This window comes from Actinopolyspora mortivallis (assembly GCF_003001495.1).
Lineage (GTDB): Bacteria > Actinomycetota > Actinomycetes > Mycobacteriales > Pseudonocardiaceae > Actinopolyspora > Actinopolyspora mortivallis_A.
In genome coordinates this window covers 58,763-79,866 of record NZ_PVSR01000002.1, presented here as the reverse complement: position 1 = coordinate 79,866, position 21,104 = coordinate 58,763, and the positions used below count along the sequence as shown (strand labels likewise).

The following is a 21,104-nucleotide window of genomic DNA, read 5'->3' as shown; positions in this document are numbered from 1 at the left end:
CTACTCCTTTCCGCGTAGATACTTCGTCAGCTTGGTGGGGTAGTCCCACAGCGATGTGACTCCGAGCTCGGGTGAGAGCTGGGTGGGAGTGATCCAGACTGGCCTGGGGCGGTAGACGCGATCGACGCGATCGAATGTGGTGGGCACGTCCTGGATCTCGGTGCGGATGTCTTCGGCGGGTCCTGTTTCGTGAACGAAGTCCACGGTCACGGGGGTTTCCTCGGAGGTGATACGTCGTGCCAGGGGAACGCTGTCGTGCAGCGCGGCCACGGGATCGTCCACGGGGATATCCAGCAGCAGCGGCTGGTCCGGTGGGCACGAGCGACGCCCCAGGAATGGTTGCCACCGTGGGCGGCGCAGCGCCTCCCGAACTGTGTCCAGGACCTCCTCGGGACCCTCGACCGCGACCACGAACACCGCGTCGGCCAGGTACTCACGCCATGTTTGCAGGGTTCCTTTCCCTTCTGGGCGGCCTTTGCCGTCAGCGGTGGGAATCTTCATTCCTTTGGGCAACCCGCCTCCGGCGGTGTGATAGTCGACGATGCGCACTCCGGGACGGTCGATGCGGACCGTGAAGCGCAGTTGGGTCAGGCCGTCCAGCGGTTCCCCTCTGGCGCGACCGTCGGCGCAGGCGAGCATGCCCAGCAGTCCGGAGCGGGTGGGAAAACCGGCGGTGTCGCGGGTGTCGAAGGTGCTGCGTTCCCCCCAGCTCTGCAGGGGGCCGGCAAGTCGGAGCAACAGTCCGCTCATGCGTGTTCTCCCGGGCAAGCCGTAGCGACCACGTCGTTGATCAGTTCGTCGAACGAGGTGCTGGGGAGGCCGAAATTCGGTCGTTGGGCGGGTTGTTCGGGTGAACTCTGGGTGGCGGGGGTGGCAGTGTGACCGGAGAAGAGAATGTGGTTGTCACCGAGCAGCGCGGCGAGGGCGCCGGCTTGGGTGTGCAGTCGAGAAACTGATCGCACGAGGTGGCCTTCTTCACCGGTGACAGGGGCTTCGAAGGCGCCGGCCAGTGACACCGGGCGGTCGTCGCGCACCACGATGTAGACCAGCTCCGGGGGAGTCCGCGCCGCGGTGGGGTTCTGTTTGCCGGTGGGAAGCTCGTGGACAAAGCCCCGTAGGAAAGCCGTCAGCAGTGTGCTGGTCAACTCGCGGTCCTGGTCAAGGTTGCCGAGTAGGTCGTCGAGGTTGACGTTGGCGTAGCGGTAGAAGGTTCCGGCGCTGAACATGCCCGTGTTCAGATGTGCGCTGCCGGTCAGTCCGAGATTGTGTTCCACATCGTCCACGGCGGTGAAAAAGTCGTATTCCACACGGGTGGGATGTGTGGTGAAAGCGTGTGCCATCTGCACAGCGCCATCTACATTGGCCCCAGGGAGTTCGGCGAGCATACGGCCGAACAAATTGATCGTGCCGCTGCGACGACTGAGTACCTCGTTGATCTGCTCGGAAGGCAGAACCGCGGTCATTTTGATCCGGGTTTTCACGTTTTGGGCCGCGTCCAGGACGTCGTCACGGTACTGATCGGCCAGCCGCGCCAGGTCATCGATGCCGCTTTCGGGAAGCAGCAGCAAGACGTTGGTGGTCAGCACCGTTTCTTCTTTATCGTTTTTGTCCTGCTGCAGGCTGATTCCTTTACCTGCCGACAGCGCGACTTGGATGCCGGCGAGTTCGGCTTCGTCCTTGTCCCAGCCGTAGTGTTTTTCGAGTCGTTCGGCGACTCCGATGACTACCCGCCGTGTGCGCACGGTGTCTTCGTCGAGATGGCGTTCGATGTGTTTGCGGATGGGGCGTTTCCAGCTCTGGCTGGAAATACGGGTGCGTTCCGCTCCGCCGAACTGGACGGTTTTGGGAGCGCCGAGATCGTCCCTGTTGGTGTTGGAGAACGGCAGCACGTGCAGAGCGTGGATGTCGACGTATTTGGCAGTGTTCATGCGGTCTCCTCGGTGTTGGTTGCGGAATCGGAGTTGTGGCGATGCAAGTTCCGGAAGAAGTCGCGTGCCCAGCGGTCTCTGACGCGTTGACGGTGGCGGTGCCATAGTGCGAGGTCCTCGACCAGATCCACCCAGTCCACCTCGATGCGCAGGGAGCGCAGATGCGAGATCAGGCGCGGGAGCTGACGGTGTAATTCCTCGGTGTTGGCCCGGCACAGCGCCTCAAGACGCTGTTCCATGGTCGTCTGTTTGGTGAGCCCGCTGGTGACCGAACGCGCGCAGCTGGCGCCGAGGGAAAGACTCTGTGAGGAAGAGCTGTTGTGTTCCTCTTTGCTGGGAGTTGTTTCGGAATCCTGCTCTTGCGTTGTCGTACTGTCTGTGTCGTCGTTGTCGGTATTGAGGTCCTGAGTCCGGGATCGTGCGGTTTGAGCGCACAGCATCGCGGCCACGGTCAGAAAAGCTCGTTCCACCTCCGGAGCTTCGTCCTCGTCAGCGGGCAGGAACACGGCGATTTCCCGGAGAGCGTGAAACGTGCGAGGATCGCCCGGGCGGTTGCCCAGGGCCGCGCGTACTTGGGCTCTCCGGCCCGGCACGGGAAGTACTTGCGTACGTAGGTGTTCGACCATGTTCGTCGCCTGTTTATGCCATCGGGTTCTCCGCCGAGGGCTGGTGTGTTGATCAGCCATGGTTGTTTTCCTTGTCCCAGCCGCGCCAGAGCAAAGCTCGGTGTTTTTCGATCACTTTTCTGTCATTCCAGGTGCGGGGAAAGTATTCGGTCATCTCCGAGTACGCCGACAGCCCGGCTCGGATGAATTGGTTGGCGATACTGGAGGTGGGGCGCTGAGGTGCCAGCACGATACTCCAGAACAGCTCCTCGGCCTGGCTCCAGTACCGGGCCATACCGGTGTGCAGCCACTCGACACCGTTGTCCCGGAGACGGTGATTGCTGCTTGTATTGCTTAGCTCCCACCAGGCACGGGACAGTGCGGTGCGCAGCGTGGATCCGGTTGTCTCGGCTTTTTCCAGGCTGCGACGCAACCGCTCCCACGGCTCCGGATCGATCGCGGGATTGGCCAGCGAGCGCCACGGCCGCAGCAGCACAGGGGTGGTCCCGGCGAAGTACTGACGATCTTTGGCCTGGGAGCGGTCCTGGTCGAATCCCAGGGCCGTGATCCGGATCGGCCATTCGCGTTCCGCGACCAGCGCGTCCAGGTTGTTCAGTACCTGGGGGCGCTTCGACTTGGGAGTGTCGGTGAGCAAACCTTCCAGATCACGCCATACCGCACGGTCCGCATCCGCCGGTGAGGGAAAAAGCTCCGTGTTCTTGCCGACATGATGGACCAGGAACGGGTCGGTGACCGGCCCGTGAGGGTGCTTCCTCGCCCACGTGATCCGGGCGTCTGTCACCGAGTCTCTCTGCGCGGAGGGAGACAGCAGCACAGCATGGTGGAAGCGACCGGCCAGCACACGGCCGATCCCCTCCGCTTTGGGAGGAACCCCGAGCTGATTCGGAAGCTCTTCCTCCCACGCGGCGGCGTCGCCCTCTGAACAGGGCAGAAACGGAACCCCCAGCACCAAGGTCTCGAACAGGTTCTCCCCTTTTGGGTGGTAGGAGACCGTGCCCCGCAGCGGGCCCCCTTTGGTGTGGGCCTCGTTGAGATCACCGACTTGGCGGGGCGTACACCGCCCCGGAGCGCCGAAATACAACCACGTCAACAGGGAAAAAACCGCCTCGGGAGCCGGTACCGGCTCGGGGGCGGCATCGCGAGTGTGGCTTTGCCACACGAATCCCTGTCCCGAGGCACGTGCCAGCACCAGTTTGTTCACTCCTGAACTGGTTGCCTCCCCTTTGGAGGATCGGCACTGCTCCAACAGCCGGGGGTCTTGAAGAAAGGGAACGGGGTCTTCCGCAGCGGAGTTGGCAAAAAGTTTGAAACGTCCCTCGTACGTGCGAAAATACCGCTCAACGGTGTCTATGTCGAAACGACCGTACTCCAAAAGATCGGCTTTGCGATCCTCCCACTCCTCGAAAGGGGTGAGATCCTCATCGTCGTCTTTGACGGTGTCCAGGCCGCTCACCCGCGCGGCGATGACATACAGCACCCGCAGAAATCCAGCCAGCGCCGGTGGTGGGGACACCTCGACATCCGCGATGGTGGAGGCATACACGAACAGTTCACGTAAGCTCAGCAGTTTGTCGTCGTCGAAGCCCTCCGGTCGTTGACCGGGAAGCCACCGCACTCGACAGAAACCGTCGGTAGCCAAGTCAAAACTTGGCGCCACCAGACAACTCCTCTCATAGGTATGTCATCGCCAGCGTTACGCTAAAGGTTGCTCTCCACGTACGTGGAGGTGGTCCGATGTCACCTGTATTGGGGGCAAATAGGGCAGTGTGCTCTCCACGAACGTGGAGGATCCAGGGGACGATCGCCCCTGTCCTTGTAGGACATCTTCAAAACAAGCTATGAGTGACCTGGATCGATTTGGTTGAGGCCCCAGGTCGCTCTCGCAGTGATGTTTGCCCGTCAGGTAGGCCTTTGTGGCCCCGTCTCATTGGACCATCGACAGGTGCACCGCCTGACACAACAGCACTCCGAAGACGATCAGGACAAACGCGCGGGTCGCTCGTGCTGCCAGGTCGCTACTAATCATGATCATGGTGATCAGTATAAGATGTCACCTGTATTGGGAAGAGATCCCCCTGTTTGGATGAGGGTGATGAAGTTGAGCAGCACAAACGTGCTTGTCAGCTCACCTCACGTAGACCGAGGTCGGGGTCAAGCACGAATGCCCGTTTGCCGACACGGGCTGGGTGGACCTGCCCGGAGGCATCGACGGGCTGGCGGAGGACAACGAGGTCCTGGACCGGCCACAGCTTGCGCCATGGTTCCGGGAGCCGGTGGCTCTCGTCACGGTCCCGTACCAGTGATCCGGGCACCGGGATCGTGTGCCGCATGATGGCGACGGCTTGGTCACGAGTGAGTCGGTCACCTTCTGGTGCTGGAAGTTCCGGGCCCGAGGGGCAGCCCAGGTGAAGGCGTTCGTCACTGTCGACGAACAGAGGCAGCACGCGCACCGAGTCGGCGTTGAAACGGGTGGTGGCCTGTTCTTCTTCCAATTCAAGCTTGGACAGATCGGCAAGCTGGGACAGGTGAGAGGGAATGGGAATATCCCGACGATCCGCGGACTGCTCCTCGACCATGACGGTGGCTTCATGGGCTATATCGGCCTCGGTGAATTCGGCGGTGAGTTCGTCCTCGCCGGAGAATTTGCCCGGATTGGCTCGGTCGACGAGAGTCTGGACGTCGTCGGGGATGGTGATGCCGCTGGACTCGTGCTCCTGAAGCAGGCGCTGGGCCCGGATGAGGCTGATCTCGGGGTAGATGTATTTCCACATCTCCGGGATATGGGAAAGTGCGTTTGCTGGGGGAGTCAGCACTACGGCCCGGCGCTGGCCACCTCGCTGGATGGAGGCCCAGTCCGGGCGGAGTTCGTCCAATGCGGGGTGACGCTGCAGGCGCCCGATCCTTTGCAGGATCAGTTCGAATGGTGCCAGATCGGTCAGAATGAGATCGAAATCCAGATCCAGGCTCTGTTCGATCACCTGCGTAGCGACCAAAATCTTCTTGTTCCGAAGATTTGAGGATACCTGTTTTTCGGAAGGATTGCCGAAATCCCGCATGATCTCGTTGGTGCGGGACTCACGTTCGTGGTCGGGAAAACGTGAGTGCAGCAGCTTGACGTCGATGTCGTGTTTACCTGCCCATGCTGTTAAATCCTGATACGTGCGCTGTGCCTGGTCCACGGTCGTGCAGATCACCGCGGCGCACCCGCCGTGCTCGGCCACCGGTTGGAGTTCCTCGGACAGTGCCGGCATTCTGTCGGGCTTAGTGTCCTGCGTGCTCGTCACCGGGCGCAGCGCTACCCCCACGGTGCGCCGGTGTTTGTCGGGGAAATGCACCGAGACCCGATGGGGAGGGGAGCCGCGTTCGACGTAGGTCCAGCCCGGGTAGGGAACCGAGCACGAGTCATCGAGGGGCTTACCCAGGTAGGCCTCGGTGAGATCACCGGCGACGTGCTGAGGAAGTGTCGCCGACATCAACACTACGGGCACACCCCAGTGACCCAGCCACGCCAGTAGGGTTTTCAGCAGCCCCAGCATATAGGGACTGAAAGCGTGGACTTCGTCGATGACCACTGTCTTGTTGGCCAGGGAGAACAATCGCAGACTGTTGTGCCGTACCGGCAGTACCGACAACAACGCCTGGTCGATTGTGCCGATACCGGCCGACGCCAACAGGGCTTTCTTGGCGCCCCGTAACCAATCGGAGAACCACACCCGGTTGCTCTCGTCGCTGCTGATGCCTTCCTCAAGACTGGCTTGGGCCAGCATTTCCTCAACCGGACTCAACCAGGCCATTCCATGCAGCAACGAGGTGCTCGTGTCGTATTGACTACGACGGAACAAATACCGGGCGATGCGGGTGAACGCCTGCTCCGAAGTGGCCATGGTAGGAAGAGCGAAATACAGTCCTGCGGTTCCCGCAGCCTCGCCGAGTATCCGGCTCGCGTGCAGTGTCGTCTCGGTTTTTCCGAAGCCCGTGGGGGCGGCGATCATCAACAAACCAGGGCCGCTGACTAGTTCGGGAAGCCGTGTGGCGATGCTGTCCTGCAACGTGTTGGGAGAGAACCCGGGAAACTCCTCACTGAAAGAACCCGGTTTGAGAGACAACCGGGACAGTCCAGCGTGCCGCACCCACCGGGGAATCTCCCGCAAAGAACCGGTGAAAAACTCACCCAGGGAGCTCGTGTCACCCCGCGATGGAACACTCGGCAGGCGTGTGAGGATGAAGCTGGTTTGACTGATCATCCAGTCAGCGAGGATGATCAGCCCGGTGGCCAGGACTGCGTCGCAAGGCCGCATCCTTCGTGCTGGCACTGGAGGGGTCAAGATCTCGTGGAATGCCCGCAGCAGCGCTTGCCGCTGCTGCTCCCACTGCTCCTCTCCCAGCCCCAGATACGGAAACAGCTTTGGCTGGGAGAGCTTCTGCCGTTCTATGTGGTGGTATCGCCCGTGATGTCCGCCCAGTATTTCTCCCACGAGAAGAGACAAACTGTGCCGTTTCGATCCGGGATAATCGAGCGTGTCCAAGGCGCTGGGCACCCAAAGATGTGAGGCATAGGCATGGCCGAACAGAGCGTCTTTCCCCTCCGATGAATATCCCGGTGGGATCTCTACTTGATTTTGAAAAGACGGAGTGATCTTTCCGATATCATGCAGCGCTGCCCACAACTGCAGGATCGCACACGCGTCCGGCTCGGAAACCCCCAAGCTCGTAGCCAACCGAGTGCGTATCCCCGCCGAGACGACATCCTGCCACAGAATCCGCACCGCTGCGGCCGTGTCCAACCCATGACAGGCGACCGGATAGCGGGCCCCACCCATGCCCCGCTCCTTACCCCACAGCAGCAGATCCACCAGATCTGAAGCCACGTGTCTGACACCCCCTGCTACCCAACAGAGGCCTTGTATGTCGTCAACTGCTGTAGGGTAACCACGACCACCGACACCATGAGAACGAAACGACAACAACCCAGCACCATGAGTACAGCAGCTTCCTCACCAGTACACAAAAACCGTCCAAGCTCCTTCTAAAACACCAGGTCGCGAAGGGGTGCTCTCCACGCACGTGGAGGTGGTCCGGGGGTTCTTCGGCGTGGGTGGCGGAGGGCTCGGTGCTCTCCACGCACGTGGAGGTGGTCCGGGCCGCTGCCAGAAGGAAGAGGAAGAGGAGCCGTGCTCTCCACGCACGTGGAGGTGGTCCGCCGAACTGGAGGCCGAGCTCAACCGGCTCGACGTGCTCTCCACGCACGTGGAGGTGGTCCCACGTCGGCAACCGCGCGGCCTGGATCGGTGTCGTGCTCTCCACGCACGTGGAGGTGATCCTCGCAACGGGCGGTCAAACGCCGCGCAGCCGAAGCTGACCTGAACACAACAGTGATCAGCCTGCTCAACAAACACCACATCAACGTGCGCTTCCTCGCCTCAGCTACTACGGCGACTAAGCCGGATCACTGCTGCCAGGGGACAGCGCCACCTCAAGCCAAACCGTACACTGTTACGCCTGAGCAATCGAGGCCAACTCAAAGCCCACACTTCGACACCGACACCCAACAGGCCATGCTCCGCGAAGCAGGCCGGAAACTGATCATCCAAACCGTCCGCGACGACCTGACCACCACGGGCAAATACCGCTGCCTGAACAGAATGCTCACCTACGATGAACTGGTCTACTTGAACACACTGGCGCTAACACGCCGATGTCTGGAAGGGCCAACACAGCCCTACAAACCATTCCGGGTGCGGATGGTAAACGATGTATACGATCCTGGTCTACGACACTCTCAGCGAACGCAACGCCCGAGTGCTGCGTACCTGTCGAAAACATATGCACCACATGCAACGTAGCGTTTTCGAAGGACAACTCAGCCAAAGCGCAGATGGTGCGACTACGCGCCGAACTCGAACAACACATCGACACCGGCTATGACCACATCCTCGTCTATACCTTCCCATCTGGTGCTTCGCCGCAGCGGCAAGCGTGGGGCGGCGCCGACGATCGCCCCAGGACATCCTCTAGCCGCTTCAACGGACCCGTGCCGGGTGATGTCATACTGCGGTCATGCCGCACACGGCAGGCATCTTGACACGTCAAAAAACCCGCTGCGCTGCGGTTTTATCCTGTGATCCTCATTGCCCCACGGGGGTAGCAACGTCTGCCGCGCTGCGGGATCAAGTCCTTGATCGTCAGTCTTCATCGCCTCTGGAGGGCTAGTAACGACGGACAGACCATCACCAATTCCGACCAGCGCCGCGTTTTCATCGTCGTCGTAAGGGGGGCGACGAAATTCTGTTGATCAGCTGTACCTGTTGATGGGAAACTGATGTTGTTGGCGGTGTTTATCGATTGTTTCGAATGCGGGCAGCGTTGTGTGGGTGGTCCTGGTGGTCATCCTTCCGTGTGGGGTCGTTCTCTGCTGTCTCATGGCCGGTGGATGGTGCTATCGGATGTGGTGGGCGAGGGATCGGTCACGATGGGAGCCGGTGCCGAGTTGTGGGGGAGTGTTTCGGCCGGGTTCGGGTTCGGGTGCGGATTTCAGTGTTCGGTGTTGAGCTGACAGGAGTTACCGTAACGGGATGTCGTTGTCATCGAGTTGCTTTTTCAGCGGCTAGTTCTTTCTTGTCGGTTTTGTGGCCAGGGGTTTTGTTCCAAACCGTGCAGGGCGGTGTGCACCGCCAGAGGCCTCCGGAGCATCCGACGGTGCGTGCCTATCCGGAGACCGTCGCAGGCTGTTCGCCCCTTTCCAGTACTGTGCCGTGTTGATCGGGACTGTTGCCGTTGTCGGCGCGGTGGCTGTTTGAGTGCCTAGTTGAGCGGTTCTATCGAGGCCAGCGGGGCCAGCGCGGTGGGCAGGCGGGGATGCTAACAGCGAAAGTGTTTAGCTCCGGGCTAGGAGTTGGTGCACATTAGGTCGCATCTGCCTGGGGATTGCGCGGCGTCGTGATCTCGTGCTCGCACAGTCGGCGGCGGACGGTCACGGTGTCGACTCCCATCCGCTGGCCGATGCGGGGCGGTGACCATCCTTGAGGGTACAGCTATGGTTTCGGTTGTCTGCCGGGAGAAAAGGCCGCGCCTGTGCATCGGAACGTCGTGGCGGTGCAGGATCCGGCAGACGGTGTTGCGGCCGATGCCAAATTGGTCGGCCAGTTCGTAGCTGGTGGAGCCCGACTGGTAAATCTCGATCAGTTTCCGGACTTCAGCCTCGGGCAAGTGACGTGCTCGAGCGGGCCGTTTCCGCTTCGGTGCCGGTTGGGTGGGCGCATCCATGTCCGGCAGCTTCTGCCGCAGTGCTTCTAGCTCTCTGAACTGGTCTTTCGGGTTGTAATAAGCTCCCCCAACCTCCACCGACGAACGCGGTACGAACCGCTTCGGGGCCGCTCCCGCCGACAGGCGGGAGCGGCCCCTTTTTCGTGGGAGGCCACGTCGACACCCCGACACCGGTGGGTCGTCGACCCCCCCGCGTGGAATGTGGACACCGCGCGCGGTGGCGTTCTCGGGGCGGGCAGGTGACGCTCGGAGGGGAAGAGGACCGCGCCGCTGCTGTGCGGTGTCGTTGCCGCGCGAGGGGCTCGCGCGTTCGGAACACGGAGGAGACATGGCTTCGGACCACGCCGTGTCGGTGGCGAACGAACCGTGGCCCGCCTTGGCCGTCGAGGACTGGAAGGACACGCGCGACACGCTGCACATGTGGACCCAGGTCGTCGGCAAGATCCGCCTGGCCCGGGCCCCCGTGGTCAACCATTGGTGGCAGGTGCCGCTGTACGTGTCACCGCGCGGACTCACCACCTCGGCGATCCCGCACGGGACGCGCGTGTTCGACATGGAGTTCGACTTCCTCGGACACCGGCTGCTCGTGCGCTCCAGTGACGGGGGGCGGCGCGAGATCGCGCTGGAGCCCAGGACCGTGGCCGGGTTCCACCACGAGGTTGCCGAGGCGCTCACCGAACTCGACCTGCCGGTCACGATCGTGCCCAGGCCGGTGGAGATCGAACACGCGGTTCCCTTCGCCGAGGACACCGAGCACGCCTCCTACGAACCCGAGCACGTCGAGAGGTTCTGGGGACAGCTGCTGGCCGCGAACCGGGTGATGAACGAGTACCGGTCCCGTTTCCTCGGCAAGTCCAGCCCGGTGCACTTCTTCTGGGGAGCCATGGACCTCGCCTGTACCCGGTTCTCCGGGCGCACGGCCCCGCCTCACCCGGGGGGTGTGCCGAACTGCCCGGACCGGGTGATGCTCGAGGGCTACTCGCACGAACTCACCAGCTGCGGTTTCTGGCCGGGCGGAAGTCGGGAGGGAACCTTCTACGCCTACGCGTACCCGGAACCGGAGGGATTCGCCCGCCACCCGGTGCGGCCGGAGGCCGCTTACTACGACACCTCGGTGCACGAGTTCCTGCTGCCCTACGAGGACGTACGGACCTCCCGGAACCCGGACGCCACGCTACTGGAGTTCCTGGAGAGCACGTACGAGGCCGCCGCGGAGAACGGGAACTGGGACCGTGCCGCGCTGGAGAGCTCCGAGCACCGGTCCACGCCTCGGTAGCGTCTCGCCCCGCCTCGTCCTCCGCGGACCCCCGTAGGGCGGCTCCCCGGCGGATGAGCGCCGCCCCTCCCCGCGGATCCGTTGTCGCCGCTGTCCTGCTGTTGCGACGTCGTCGCGGGCCCGTGTGGGCACCTACAATGCCGAGCGCTCGCAACACCGCGTGTGCTGGAGGGATCGGCCATGGGTGTGTTCGGTTCCCGACACGGTCACCGGCACCCGCACCGTTCTCGGCGGAGCACCGGATCGAGAGGGCTGCCGCGTTCGCTGGTGCACTCGTTCGTTCCGCACGAGCACGACGCGGCCGAGCGCGTCGACCGCGTGCTGGAGGACAGCAGGTCGGGCATCCGGGCACTGTGGATCTCACTGCTGGTGCTCGGTGCCACGGCGCTCGGGCAGGCCGCCGTGCTGTCCCTGGCCGGGTCGGTGGCGCTGCTCTCGGACACTCTGCACAACGCGGTGGACGCGTTGACCGCCGTTCCGCTGGGGCTGGCTTTCCTGCTGGACCGGCGCCCGGCCACGAAGCGGTTCCCCTACGGCTACGGTCGGGCCGAGGATCTGGCCGGGCTGGTCGTGGTGCTCGTCATGGTGGCCTCGGCGATGGTGGCCCTGGTCTCCTCGGTGGAGGCGTTGTTCGTCCCCCATTCCGTGGACAGTCCGCTGGTCGTGGCTGCGGCCGGTGGGGTGGGGTTCCTCGGCAACGAGGTGGCCGCGCGGGTGCGGATCCACACCGGAGGGAGGATCGGTTCCGCCGCCCTGGTGGCCGACGGGATGCACGCTCGCACCGATTCGTTGACGTCGTTGGGAGTGGTGCTCGCCGCAGGGGGAGCCGCGCTGGGGTGGTCGGCGCTCGACCCGCTGGTGGGCCTGGCGATCGCCGCGGCGATCGTGCTGGTGACGTACTCGGCCGCCGCGCGGGTGGTGGGCAGGTTGATGGACTCGGTCTCCCCCGAACTGGTGGACCGGGCGCACCGGGCGTTGTGGTCCCATCCCGAGGTGCGCGGCGTGGACGGGCTGCGACTGCGCTGGAGCGGGCACCGGTTGTACGCCGAGGTGACTCTCGGGGTGTCCGCCGGCAGCACCCTGGCCCGGGCCCACGAGGTGGCCCACGAGGCGGAGGAGAGGCTGCGTGCGGAACTTCCCCGGGTGTCCGGGGCGACGGTGCACGCACATCCTGCCGAGAGTCTCCACGTACGGTGACAGTTATCACTCTTACGAGGGAGTAGGGGTGTGGCGCGCGGTGATCCTTTCGTCGCCCGTGAGTCATCATTCCCGGACAGGGGGACACACGTGTGCGGCGCGGGAGTTCTTCCGTGTTCCGCTCGGCGGGGGGAGGTGGCGGAGGGATGATTAAAATCGGGCAAATGGTGTGCCGGGAAGGCTGGTCGGCGACGGGGACGTGATGATCCGAACAGGGGTTGTTGATGGCTGCTGACCGGCAACGCACACCGATACGTCGGCTGTTCGCCCCGACGCCGAGCCAGGAGAGCCGCACACTCGCCGACATTCTCCGCACGGAGACCGTCGGTGGGGTGCTCGTGCTCGTGGCCGCCGTCGTCGCGTTGCTCTGGGCGAACTCGCCGTGGGGGGACTCCTACACGGCGGTGTCCGAATACGTGCCGTGGCCCCAGGGGGACTTCCTCGGGCTGGATCTCGACCTCGCCCACTGGGCCTCAGACGGCCTGCTGGCCATCTTCTTCTTCGTGGTGGGCCTGGAGCTCAAACGGGAGTTCGTGGCCGGTGACCTGCGTAATCCGCGCAGGGCGGTGCTGCCCGTGGTGGCCGCGGTCTGCGGGATGATCGTTCCGGCCCTGTTCTACCTCGTCATCGCCGCCGGAGCCGGTGGCGACGCCCTGCGGGGGTGGGCCATCCCCACCGCGACCGACATCGCCTTCGCGCTGGCCGTGCTCGCCATCATCGGCAAGCACCTTCCGAGCGCGCTGCGGGCCTTCCTGCTGACGCTGGCCGTGGTGGACGACCTGCTCGCCATCACCGTGATCGCGGTGTTCTACACCGACGACTTCCACGCGGTGCCGCTGCTCGCGGCGATCCTGCCGGTGCTGGCCTTCGGGGCGCTCGTCCAGCTGCGCAGGTTCTGGTGGTGGGCACTGCTCCCACTGGGACTGATCACCTGGGTGCTTGTGCACGAGTCCGGGGTACACGCCACGATCGCCGGGGTGGTCCTCGGCTTCACCGTGCCCGTGTTCGGTCGTGGTGGGGAGCACTCCGGTCCGGCCGAGCACATGGAACACCGGTGGCGCCCCGTGTCGGCGGGGATCGCCGTTCCGGTTTTCGCGCTGTTCGCGGCTGGGGTGTCGCTCCGGGACGGCGGTATCGGGGCCGCGCTCGCCGACCCCGTGGTGCCCGCCGTGATGGCCGGTCTCGTGCTCGGCAAGGTGGTCGGCATCTTCGGGTCGACCTTCCTGATGGCCAAGTTCACCCGGGCGCAGCTCGACTCGGACCTGTCCTGGTGGGATCTTGTGGGGGTCGCCCTGCTGGCGGGCATCGGATTCACGGTCTCGCTGCTGATCGGTGAGCTCGCGTTCGGCACGTCCGGGGAGCGTGCCGAGTACGTCAAGGTAGCCGTGCTCATGGGATCGTTGCTCGCGGCGCTGTGCGCCTCGGTGGTGCTGGCACTGCGCAACCGCGCCCATCGCCGTGCCGGACACGAACGACGGGCCGGGTGACCGGACTCTCATTCGGTTTCCGTGCGTTAACGTGCTCCGCACCGGAGGCGATCGAACCGGGGCGTGAGTGGTGCAGTCGAGACAACGGGAGTGGATAGTCGTGGTAACCCCCAGCCAGGGGAGCCGTCGCAAGATCAGTTGGGATCTGGTTCGGGCGGGATGCGTCACGCTGGTGATGCTGTACCACTCGACCACGGTCAGCGTGGAGTTCCACCCCGAGATCGAACCGCGGACGTTCTACTTCCCCTACCAGGTCGGTGCCAGCCTGCTCCTGGCCATCTCGGCGTACTTCGCCTGCGTGACGATCGGGCGGGGGACCGTGTTCCGGTACTGGTGGGGACGCCTGGCGCGGCTGCTGCCCGCCTTCGTGGGCGGTTCCGTGATCATCTTTCTGCTCACCAGGGCCTACTACATCGAGGGCTGGTACTGGCCGACCACCCGTGACCTCGTCGAGCACCTGCTGATGCTGTGGCACTGGGCGCCGCAGCGGTTCGAGTTCATCGACGTCGCGCACTGGACCGTCCCGTTGCAGCTCATGGGGTTCACCGCCGCCGCGCTGCTGTACCGCAGCAGGTGGGGGCACGGCAACCGGATCGTGTGGGTGCTGTGGCTGGCCGTGCTGCTGCCGATACTGCAGTGGCCCATCCGGGTCTCGGACCCGGAGCCGCTGTACCGGATCCTGGTGGACGGTTTCGGGCTGCACCGCTGGCACATGTTCGTGGCCGGGGTGGCCATCTGGCTCTGGGCGATCAAACGGAGGCTCAGCGACGCGCACTTCGCGGTGTTGCTGGCGACCTGCATGTTCGCCCAGTGGCTGCACACCTTCGCCCCCAACGCCGAGGGCGTGCTCGTCCCGGACGTGGGATCCTCCGTGGGGGTCAGCCTCGGGCTGTGCGTGATCGCGTTCGTGGCGCGCGGACCCGACTGGGACGCGGTGGTTCCGCAGGCGCTGCGCAGGCCGATCCAGTGGTACGCCGGGATCTCCTACGGGGTCTACCTCATGCACCAGTCGCTCGGGCACATGGTGGTGCGACGGTTGCAGGACCTGGGAGCCCCCACCACCGTGCAGACCCTGGGGATGCTCGTCACCGGCGTACTGCTCGGCTGGATGCTCACCCGGATGGTGGAACAGCCCGCCTACCGGTACCTGATGGAGCTGCACGACCGTTTCCTGCCCGTACGCAAGCCCGCCGTCACCGCGGCCTGAGTCGCACCGGTCCGGAGGCGGGTGGGCTTTCGGGGGCTACGAGAATACGGGTGTGGACCCGCTGCACGATCCCGACGACGAGGAACTGCTCACCCCCGAACAGGCCCGGGAGGTGGCCACGCTGGTCGAACGTGCCCAACTGGCCTCCGGGGCGGTTCGGGACGGGCACGTCGGCAGGGTGGGCGTCGCCGACGTGGTGCTCAACACCACCAACCCGCTCGCGCTGGCCAACCGGGCCTGCGGACTGTGGGGAACCTCCGCCGAGGTGGCCACCACGCTGCTGCGCCTGGAACGCGTGTTCGCCGAGGCCGGCCGCCCGGAGGCGGTGGTACACGCCTCCCCCACCACGGTGGCCGACATCGAGGGCATCGCCGACGACTCGGGCTGGCACGCCGTCGCGGAGAACGTGGCCCTGCTGCACCCGCTCGGAGAGCGGTTGGCGCGAGGTCCGTCCGTGCCGGGTTGTCCGGTTCGCCCCGCCGAGGAGGGGGACCTGGACGCGGTGGCCGAGCTGCTGTCCGACGAACTGGACCTCTCCGCCGGTGCGGAGCGCAGGCTGCCGCGTGGACTGGCCCAACGGTTGGACGACCCGCGTTGTCTGCTCTACGTCGTCGACGATCCCGAGGCGCCGCGTCCGGCCGGTTTCGTGCTGGGTTTCCTGGAGAACCAGGTGGGGTTGGTCGAGCACGTCACGGTACGACCGGGCAGACGTGGCCGGGGGATGGGTGGTGCCCTCATGGCGGGTGTGGTGGAAACGGCGGTGCGGGCGGGGGTGCGGTTCGTGGTCACCCACGCCGAGGACGGAGGACGGGCGCAGCGCTTCGCGGAGGCGTGCGGTTTCGACACCGTCTACCCGGTGACGGTCTACACCCGGGGGGTGGAGGAGCTGTTCGACTGAACTCCGGGCGAGTGGCTCACCGGAGCGAGGCGGCCGGAGGGGAGGTCGTTGAATCGGCCACAGCGCCTCCCACGACAGTGGGAATATTTCACCCCCGCGTGGACTTGTGCCTTCCGGACGAGAAGGAGGCACAGTGCCGGAGAGTCAACCGACGACAGCCGAGTCCCCGGAGAGCCGTTCCGACAGCGGGCGGGGCTCGCTTTCCGAACTGCCCCGCGAGATCTGGGTGCTGATCACCGGAGGGTTCATCGTCGCGGTGGGGATGGGGATCGTCTCGCCCGCCCTGCCGACCTTCGCCACCAGCTTCGGGGTGGGGGTGACCGCGGCCGCCTTCATCGTGAGTTCCTTCGCGCTGATGCGGTTGGTGTTCGCCCCGGCGAGCGGTCGGATGGTCTCCTTCTTCGGGGAGCGGCCGATCTACGTGCTCGGCATCGTCATCGTCGGGGTGAGTTCGACCGCCTGTGCCTTCGCGCAGAACTACTGGCAGCTGCTGGTGTTCCGCGGACTGGGCGGAACCGGATCGACCATGTTCACCGTCTCCGCGCTGGCGCTGCTGGTGCGGCTGTCCCCGGCACATCTGCGGGGCAGGGCCTCGGGACTGTGGGCCACGAGCTTCCTGCTCGGCAGCATCTCGGGGCCGCTGTTCGGGGGAGTGCTGATAGGCATCTCGCTGCGGATGCCGTTTTTGATCTACGGTGTCGCCCTGTACCTGGCCGCGTTCGTCGGGTGGTTCATGCTGCGTGGTTCGTCGCTGGCCGATCCCCAGCAACGGTCGCAGGAGGACACCCTCCGGATCGGCACCGCCCTGCGGGACCGCAGCTATCTGGCCTGTCTGTTCGCGAACTTCAGCAAGGGCTGGACCGCCCAGGGGGTGCGCATCGCCCTGGTGCCGTTGTTCGTGGTGGAGGCGCTGCGGCTGCCGGACGCGATGACCGGTGTGGCGCTTTCCGTGTTCGCCGTGGGCAACGCGATCGTGCTGCTGCCGGCGGGGCGGCTGGCCGACTCACGGGGCCGCAAACCACTGGTGCTGGGTGGTCTGGCCGTGGCCGCCGTGGGCAGTGTCGCCCTGGGCCTCAGCGAGTCCGTGAGCTGGCTGTTGGCCTCCTCACTGCTCGGTGGTGTCGGCATGGGGCTGATGACCCCGGCGCAGAGTGCGGCCGTGGCCGACGTGGTCGGCCCCAAGACCAAGGGCGGGCCGGTGCTGGCGACGTTCCAGATGTCGGCCGATGTGGGGGCGATCCTCGGGCCGCTGGTGGCGGGGGTGCTGGCCGACGCGCTGTCGTTCACGGCCGCCTTCCTGCTCACGGGCAGCGTCGCCCTCGTGGCCCTGGTGATGTGGCTGGCGGCTCCCGAAACCCTCGGGCGCAACTCTCGGGACGAGACCGTCGCCCCCGCCGGGACGGTTCCCGCGGACTGAGCGGACTGAACGGTAGGGGTGTCGTTCTCCCGCCTCGTGGGTACCCCGGCGGAGACCTGGTGGGAGGAGGACGTGATGGAGACCGGCATCGAGGCCACCGAGCTGTCCGAGGAGGCGCTGCGCCGGGAGCTGCGCCATCTGCACGAGACGCGCAACGAGACCTTCCTGCACGGCGCGTCCGACGCCCTGGAGGAACACACCCGCAGGACGTTCGAACTGGAGCAGGAGTACCTGCGCAGGCACCCCGAACGGGAGGTGGATCCGCGTCGTACCCGACAGGGTGCCCGCCGGGAGCGTCACGGTGTCTGAGCCCGGCCGTTCCGCCACGCGATCCGGTTCACTTCCGTGCGGTCCGGTGGAACGGTGACCCCCGCGTCGCGAGCCCGGTGTGGCCTGTGCGTGGCAGCACGGGGAGAATTCGCCCTTGCGCAGGGAAAACATCACAAGGCACCCCCCGTGCGAAAGGGGGATCGTGGCTGTTGTAAAGTATAGACACAACGGACGGCGGGGCCGAGAGGAAACGCCGGACGGACAAGGAAAAAGGGGCTGTGGCGCAGTTGGTAGCGCACCTGACTGGCAGTCAGGGGGTCACGGGTTCGAGTCCCGTCAGCTCCACCGAATTAGTCATTGTGCGAACCGGTCCTTTTGAGGCCGCTTCCGCTGGTGATGCGGAAGCGGCTTCTTTGTTGTTTTGGGGCTGGGGGACGCGGAAGGCCGGGGCGAGCCGGTCTGGTCCGGTGATCTTGACCTGGGGTACCAAGGCTTCGATGAGGGCCTTGCGTTGGTTCGCGGTCCCGTCGGTGATGATCTCGTTGATGTGGTCGGCGACCTCGGTGAGCGTGGTCGTGTCGGGGGCGGTAGGCTGTTCGTCGAGCGCGGTCAGCGTGCGGGTGCGAAGCCCACACCGCGTCCCCGGAGCGGCGGACAAGGCAGGCAACTGAAGCTGCCCGCCGACGGTGAGTGGTCGGAAAACCGGCCTCATCTGGGCCGGGACGGGCAGTACCGGCTGCCGATCACTCCGCAGCGCGTGCGCCGCCCCACACCGGTTGCCTCTCCACCGAGCCCGCCCCGGCCGACCCGGCGAGGGCGGCAGTTGAAATTCCCCGCTGATGGCGAATGGCCTGAGCACAAACCCCGCCTGGGCCGGGATGGCCAGTACCGGTTGCCACTGAATGTGCGGCGCACACATAGACCGACCCAACCCAGTGAGCAGAGACCCGCACCGCCGCCGCGGCCGAAGCGCGGCCCACAACCACGGCAACAGCACCTGCTGCTGAATCTGCCCAAGGTCTCCCCGCCCCGCCCGAGCACCAGCCGTGACGGAGGTGAGTCGCAGTGAGCCAGCACAGTGTGCGCATCCCGGCCGATGTGGACCGGGAAGACACCCTCGTGGCCGGTTTGACCGCCCGCCAAGTGGCCGTCATGGCACTAACCGGACTCGTGCTCTACGGCGGCTGGATGGTTACCCGCACGTTCCTGCCGGTGATCGCTTACCTGATCATCGCGGTACCCATAGGAGCGAGCGTGGCCGTGCTGGTGGTGCTGCGCCGCGACGGCGTGACGTTGGACCGGCTGCTGGCCGTGCTGCGCCAGCGGCTCCAACCCCAGCGGCGAGTCGCGGCTGGCCACGCGCCGGCCACGGTCCCTGAGTGGCTGGCTGGTGTCACCGACGAGTCAGGCGAACCGGTGGCCGATGCGTTGGAACTGCCGGCCAGCGGGGTCGACGAGGCAGGGGTGGTCGATCTCGGCTCAGACGGGCTGGCGTTGATCGCCGCCTGCTCAACGGTGAACTTCTCGCTGCGCACGCCCGCCGAGCAACAGGCGCTGACGGCGGCCTTCGGCCGCTACCTGCACAGCCTCTTCGCGCCGGTGCAGATCCTGGTGCGTGCCCAGCGGCTGGACCTGTCCGGACAGATCGGGCAGCTACGCGAACGCGCGGCCAGCCTGCCGCATGCGGCGTTGGAGACCGCCGCGCTGGATCACGCCGATTACCTGGAACGTCTGGGCGATCAGACCGAACTGCTGCGCCGGCAGATCCTGCTGGTACTGCGCGAACCCGTGCGCAGCAGCACACAGCACACACTGGCCCGGCGACATGGCAGGCAGCCCGAGCCGACCGACGGGACACGGCGTGCGGCGGCCTCCCGACTACTGCGGCGCATGCACGAAGCCAGCGAACTGCTCTCCCCGGCCGGGATCGAGATCACCCCACTGGACGCGGCCCAGGCCACCGCCGTGCTCACCGCTGCCACGAACCCGGACAGCCCGCTGCCGCCCTCACCGGAGAGATGGCCGGCGCCGACGAGATCATCACCACCCCGGCCAGCTCGGACCGCGACGCCGAGGAAGGAGTCCTGTGATCGGGAAGATGATCGGGAAGAACTGTCGAAGCGCACCCGTGACGAGCGCGTTCGCCCCGGATGCGATCGAGGTGCACCCGCGCCATCTGCGGATCGGCGACGAGTGGGTGGCCAGCTTCGCCGTTACCGGCTACCCCAGAGAAGTCCACCCGGGGTGGCTGCAACCCCTGCTGACCCACCCGGCTCGGCTCGACGTGTCGGCCTACATCGAACCGATCGATCCGCAGGTGGCCGCCGAACGACTGAAAAAACAACTCGGACGGCTGGAATCCAACCGGCGACACACCGCCTCCCACGGACGCCTGCACGATCCCAAGGTGGAGGCGGCCACCGAAGACGCCCACGACCTCTCCGACCAACTCGCCCGTGGTGAGGGACGCCTGTTCCGCGTGGGCTTGTATCTGACCGTCCACGCGAACTCCCAGCAGGAACTCGTCGAGGAGGTCAGCGCGCTGCGCGCACTGACCGCGAGCCTGCTCATGGACGTCAAACCCACCACCTACCGGTCCCTACAAGGGTGGATCACCGCACTCCCCATGGGAATGGACCAGATCGGCATGACCCGCTCCTTCGACACCGCCGCTCTCTCAGCGGCCTTCCCCTTCACCAGCCCTGACCTACCACCCCCAGAGCCGACGTCCACAGCCACGGCGCGCGGGGTGCTGTACGGCTACAACCTCGGCTCCCAAGGCTTGGTGCACTGGGAGCGGTTCGCCTGCGAGAACTACAACGCCGTCATCCTCGGCCGCAGCGGAGTTGGCAAGAGCTACCTGGTCAAGCTCGAAACACTACGCAGCCTGTATCAGGGCACCGAGATCGCCATCATCGACCCCGAAGACGAATACGCCCGACTGGCCGGGGCCGTCGGCGGCACCTACTTCCCCCTCGGCAGCCAGGTAGTGCGGCTCCACCCCCTGGACTTGCCGATCCACACCCGGCCTGACGGGCGCCGCTCGGCACCCTCGGACGCACTCACCCACCGCAACCTGTTCGTCCACACTCTCCTTGCTGTCCTGTTCGGCGAACCGTTGAGTGCGGACGAACGTGCTGTCCTGGATCAGGTGGTCAGTGCCACCTACCGCGCCGCCGGCATCACCGAGAATGCCCGCACCTGGACACGCCAGGCGCCGCTGCTCGCCGACCTACGTCAAATGCTCAGCCAGTCTGACGACGCCACCGCCCGGGAGCTCGCCAGCCGGTTGCACCCGTTCACCCACGGCGCCTTCTTCGGTCTGTTCGACGGGCCGACCACGACCCCGCCCGAAGGGCACCTGCTCGTGTTCAGCCTGCGCGATCTCCCCGACGAACTGAAACCGGCGGGCACCCTGCTGACGCTCGACACAGTAAGGCCTCTAAGCATGCCGGCTCTTACCGAAACCATCAGCAAACTCCGCAGCACCCTCGGCGCCCTCCCAGACGGTGCGGTCCACACAGCACACCAACGG

At 65.3% G+C, this 21,104-nt stretch carries 13 protein-coding genes, 1 tRNA gene and 3 pseudogenes; 11 read left to right on the top strand and 6 right to left on the bottom strand.

The genetic code is table 11. The features are described 5' to 3' along the window. The 5 genes from cas5e to cas3 all read right to left on the bottom strand — a co-directional run bounded on the left by cas5e (nucleotide 1) and on the right by cas3 (nucleotide 7,422). Entirely contained in the window at nucleotides 1-750 is a 750-nt protein-coding gene (gene cas5e / locus CEP50_RS02810) for a type I-E CRISPR-associated protein Cas5/CasD (RefSeq protein WP_106112348.1), read from the bottom strand. Then, nucleotides 747-1,928: a type I-E CRISPR-associated protein Cas7/Cse4/CasC gene (cas7e, locus tag CEP50_RS02805; RefSeq protein WP_106112347.1), complete on the bottom strand. Its 1,182-nt coding sequence runs from the start codon at nucleotides 1,926-1,928 to the stop codon at nucleotides 747-749. Before cas7e ends, cas5e begins: the two co-directional genes overlap by 4 nt. Beyond that, complete coding sequence (gene casB / locus CEP50_RS02800; RefSeq protein ID WP_106112346.1) at nucleotides 1,925-2,614, bottom strand: type I-E CRISPR-associated protein Cse2/CasB; 690 nt, start codon at nucleotides 2,612-2,614, stop codon at nucleotides 1,925-1,927. Before casB ends, cas7e begins: the two co-directional genes overlap by 4 nt. Next, a complete protein-coding gene (casA, locus tag CEP50_RS02795) occupies nucleotides 2,607-4,211 on the bottom strand; it encodes a type I-E CRISPR-associated protein Cse1/CasA (RefSeq protein ID WP_106112345.1) in 1,605 nt (534 codons plus the stop codon). The genes casB and casA overlap by 8 nt, the downstream gene beginning before the upstream one ends. A gap of 463 nt (nucleotides 4,212-4,674) precedes the next feature. Continuing rightward, complete coding sequence (gene cas3 / locus CEP50_RS02790) at nucleotides 4,675-7,422, bottom strand: CRISPR-associated helicase Cas3' (protein WP_219905291.1); 2,748 nt, start codon at nucleotides 7,420-7,422, stop codon at nucleotides 4,675-4,677. Between the two features lie 883 nt (nucleotides 7,423-8,305). Between cas3 and cas2 the strand changes: the two are divergent. From cas2 to CEP50_RS02740, 9 genes and pseudogenes are all read left to right on the top strand, one after another. Continuing rightward, a pseudogene (cas2, locus tag CEP50_RS20820) lies at nucleotides 8,306-8,513 on the top strand (CRISPR-associated endonuclease Cas2); the annotation flags it as partial. A 1,632-nt stretch (nucleotides 8,514-10,145) separates the two neighbouring features. After that, nucleotides 10,146-11,093, top strand: coding sequence for a DUF5996 family protein (locus CEP50_RS02775; protein ID WP_106112507.1), 948 nt, complete (start codon nucleotides 10,146-10,148; stop codon nucleotides 11,091-11,093). A gap of 180 nt (nucleotides 11,094-11,273) precedes the next feature. Continuing rightward, on the top strand, nucleotides 11,274-12,290 hold the full coding sequence (locus tag CEP50_RS02770; RefSeq protein WP_106112343.1) for a cation diffusion facilitator family transporter: 1,017 nt from the start codon (nucleotides 11,274-11,276) through the stop codon (nucleotides 12,288-12,290). A 224-nt stretch (nucleotides 12,291-12,514) separates the two neighbouring features. Then, nucleotides 12,515-13,777 carry a Na+/H+ antiporter NhaA gene (gene nhaA, locus CEP50_RS02765; RefSeq protein WP_106112342.1) on the top strand — a complete coding sequence of 421 codons (1,263 nt, stop codon included), beginning with the start codon at nucleotides 12,515-12,517 and terminating at the stop codon, nucleotides 13,775-13,777. A 100-nt stretch (nucleotides 13,778-13,877) separates the two neighbouring features. Next, complete coding sequence (locus CEP50_RS02760) at nucleotides 13,878-14,984, top strand: acyltransferase family protein (RefSeq protein WP_106112506.1); 1,107 nt, start codon at nucleotides 13,878-13,880, stop codon at nucleotides 14,982-14,984. Between the two features lie 52 nt (nucleotides 14,985-15,036). Then, complete coding sequence (locus tag CEP50_RS02755) at nucleotides 15,037-15,882, top strand: GNAT family N-acetyltransferase (RefSeq protein WP_106112341.1); 846 nt, start codon at nucleotides 15,037-15,039, stop codon at nucleotides 15,880-15,882. Between the two features lie 133 nt (nucleotides 15,883-16,015). Continuing rightward, a complete protein-coding gene (locus CEP50_RS02750) occupies nucleotides 16,016-17,299 on the top strand; it encodes an MFS transporter (protein ID WP_106112340.1) in 1,284 nt (427 codons plus the stop codon). 75 nt (nucleotides 17,300-17,374) lie between these two features. Continuing rightward, entirely contained in the window at nucleotides 17,375-17,608 is a 234-nt protein-coding gene (locus CEP50_RS02745) for a DUF6158 family protein (RefSeq protein ID WP_106112505.1), read from the top strand. Between the two features lie 233 nt (nucleotides 17,609-17,841). Next, nucleotides 17,842-17,914 (top strand) — tRNA-Ala (locus CEP50_RS02740). Here the strand turns inward: CEP50_RS02740 and CEP50_RS02735 are convergent. Next, on the bottom strand, nucleotides 17,880-18,227 hold the full coding sequence (locus CEP50_RS02735) for a hypothetical protein (RefSeq protein WP_219905289.1): 348 nt from the start codon (nucleotides 18,225-18,227) through the stop codon (nucleotides 17,880-17,882). The two genes, CEP50_RS02740 and CEP50_RS02735, sit on opposite strands and share 35 nt — an antisense overlap. Nucleotides 18,228-18,634: 407 nt before the next feature. On the opposite strand from CEP50_RS02735, the pseudogene CEP50_RS20815 reads away from it, so the two are divergent. Further along, nucleotides 18,635-18,856, top strand: a pseudogene (locus CEP50_RS20815) (PrgI family protein); the annotation flags it as partial. Nucleotides 18,857-19,667: 811 nt separating this feature from the next. Next, nucleotides 19,668-21,029 (top strand): annotated as a pseudogene (locus CEP50_RS20450) (VirB4 family type IV secretion system protein); the annotation flags it as partial. Between the last annotated feature and the right edge of the window lie 75 nt (nucleotides 21,030-21,104).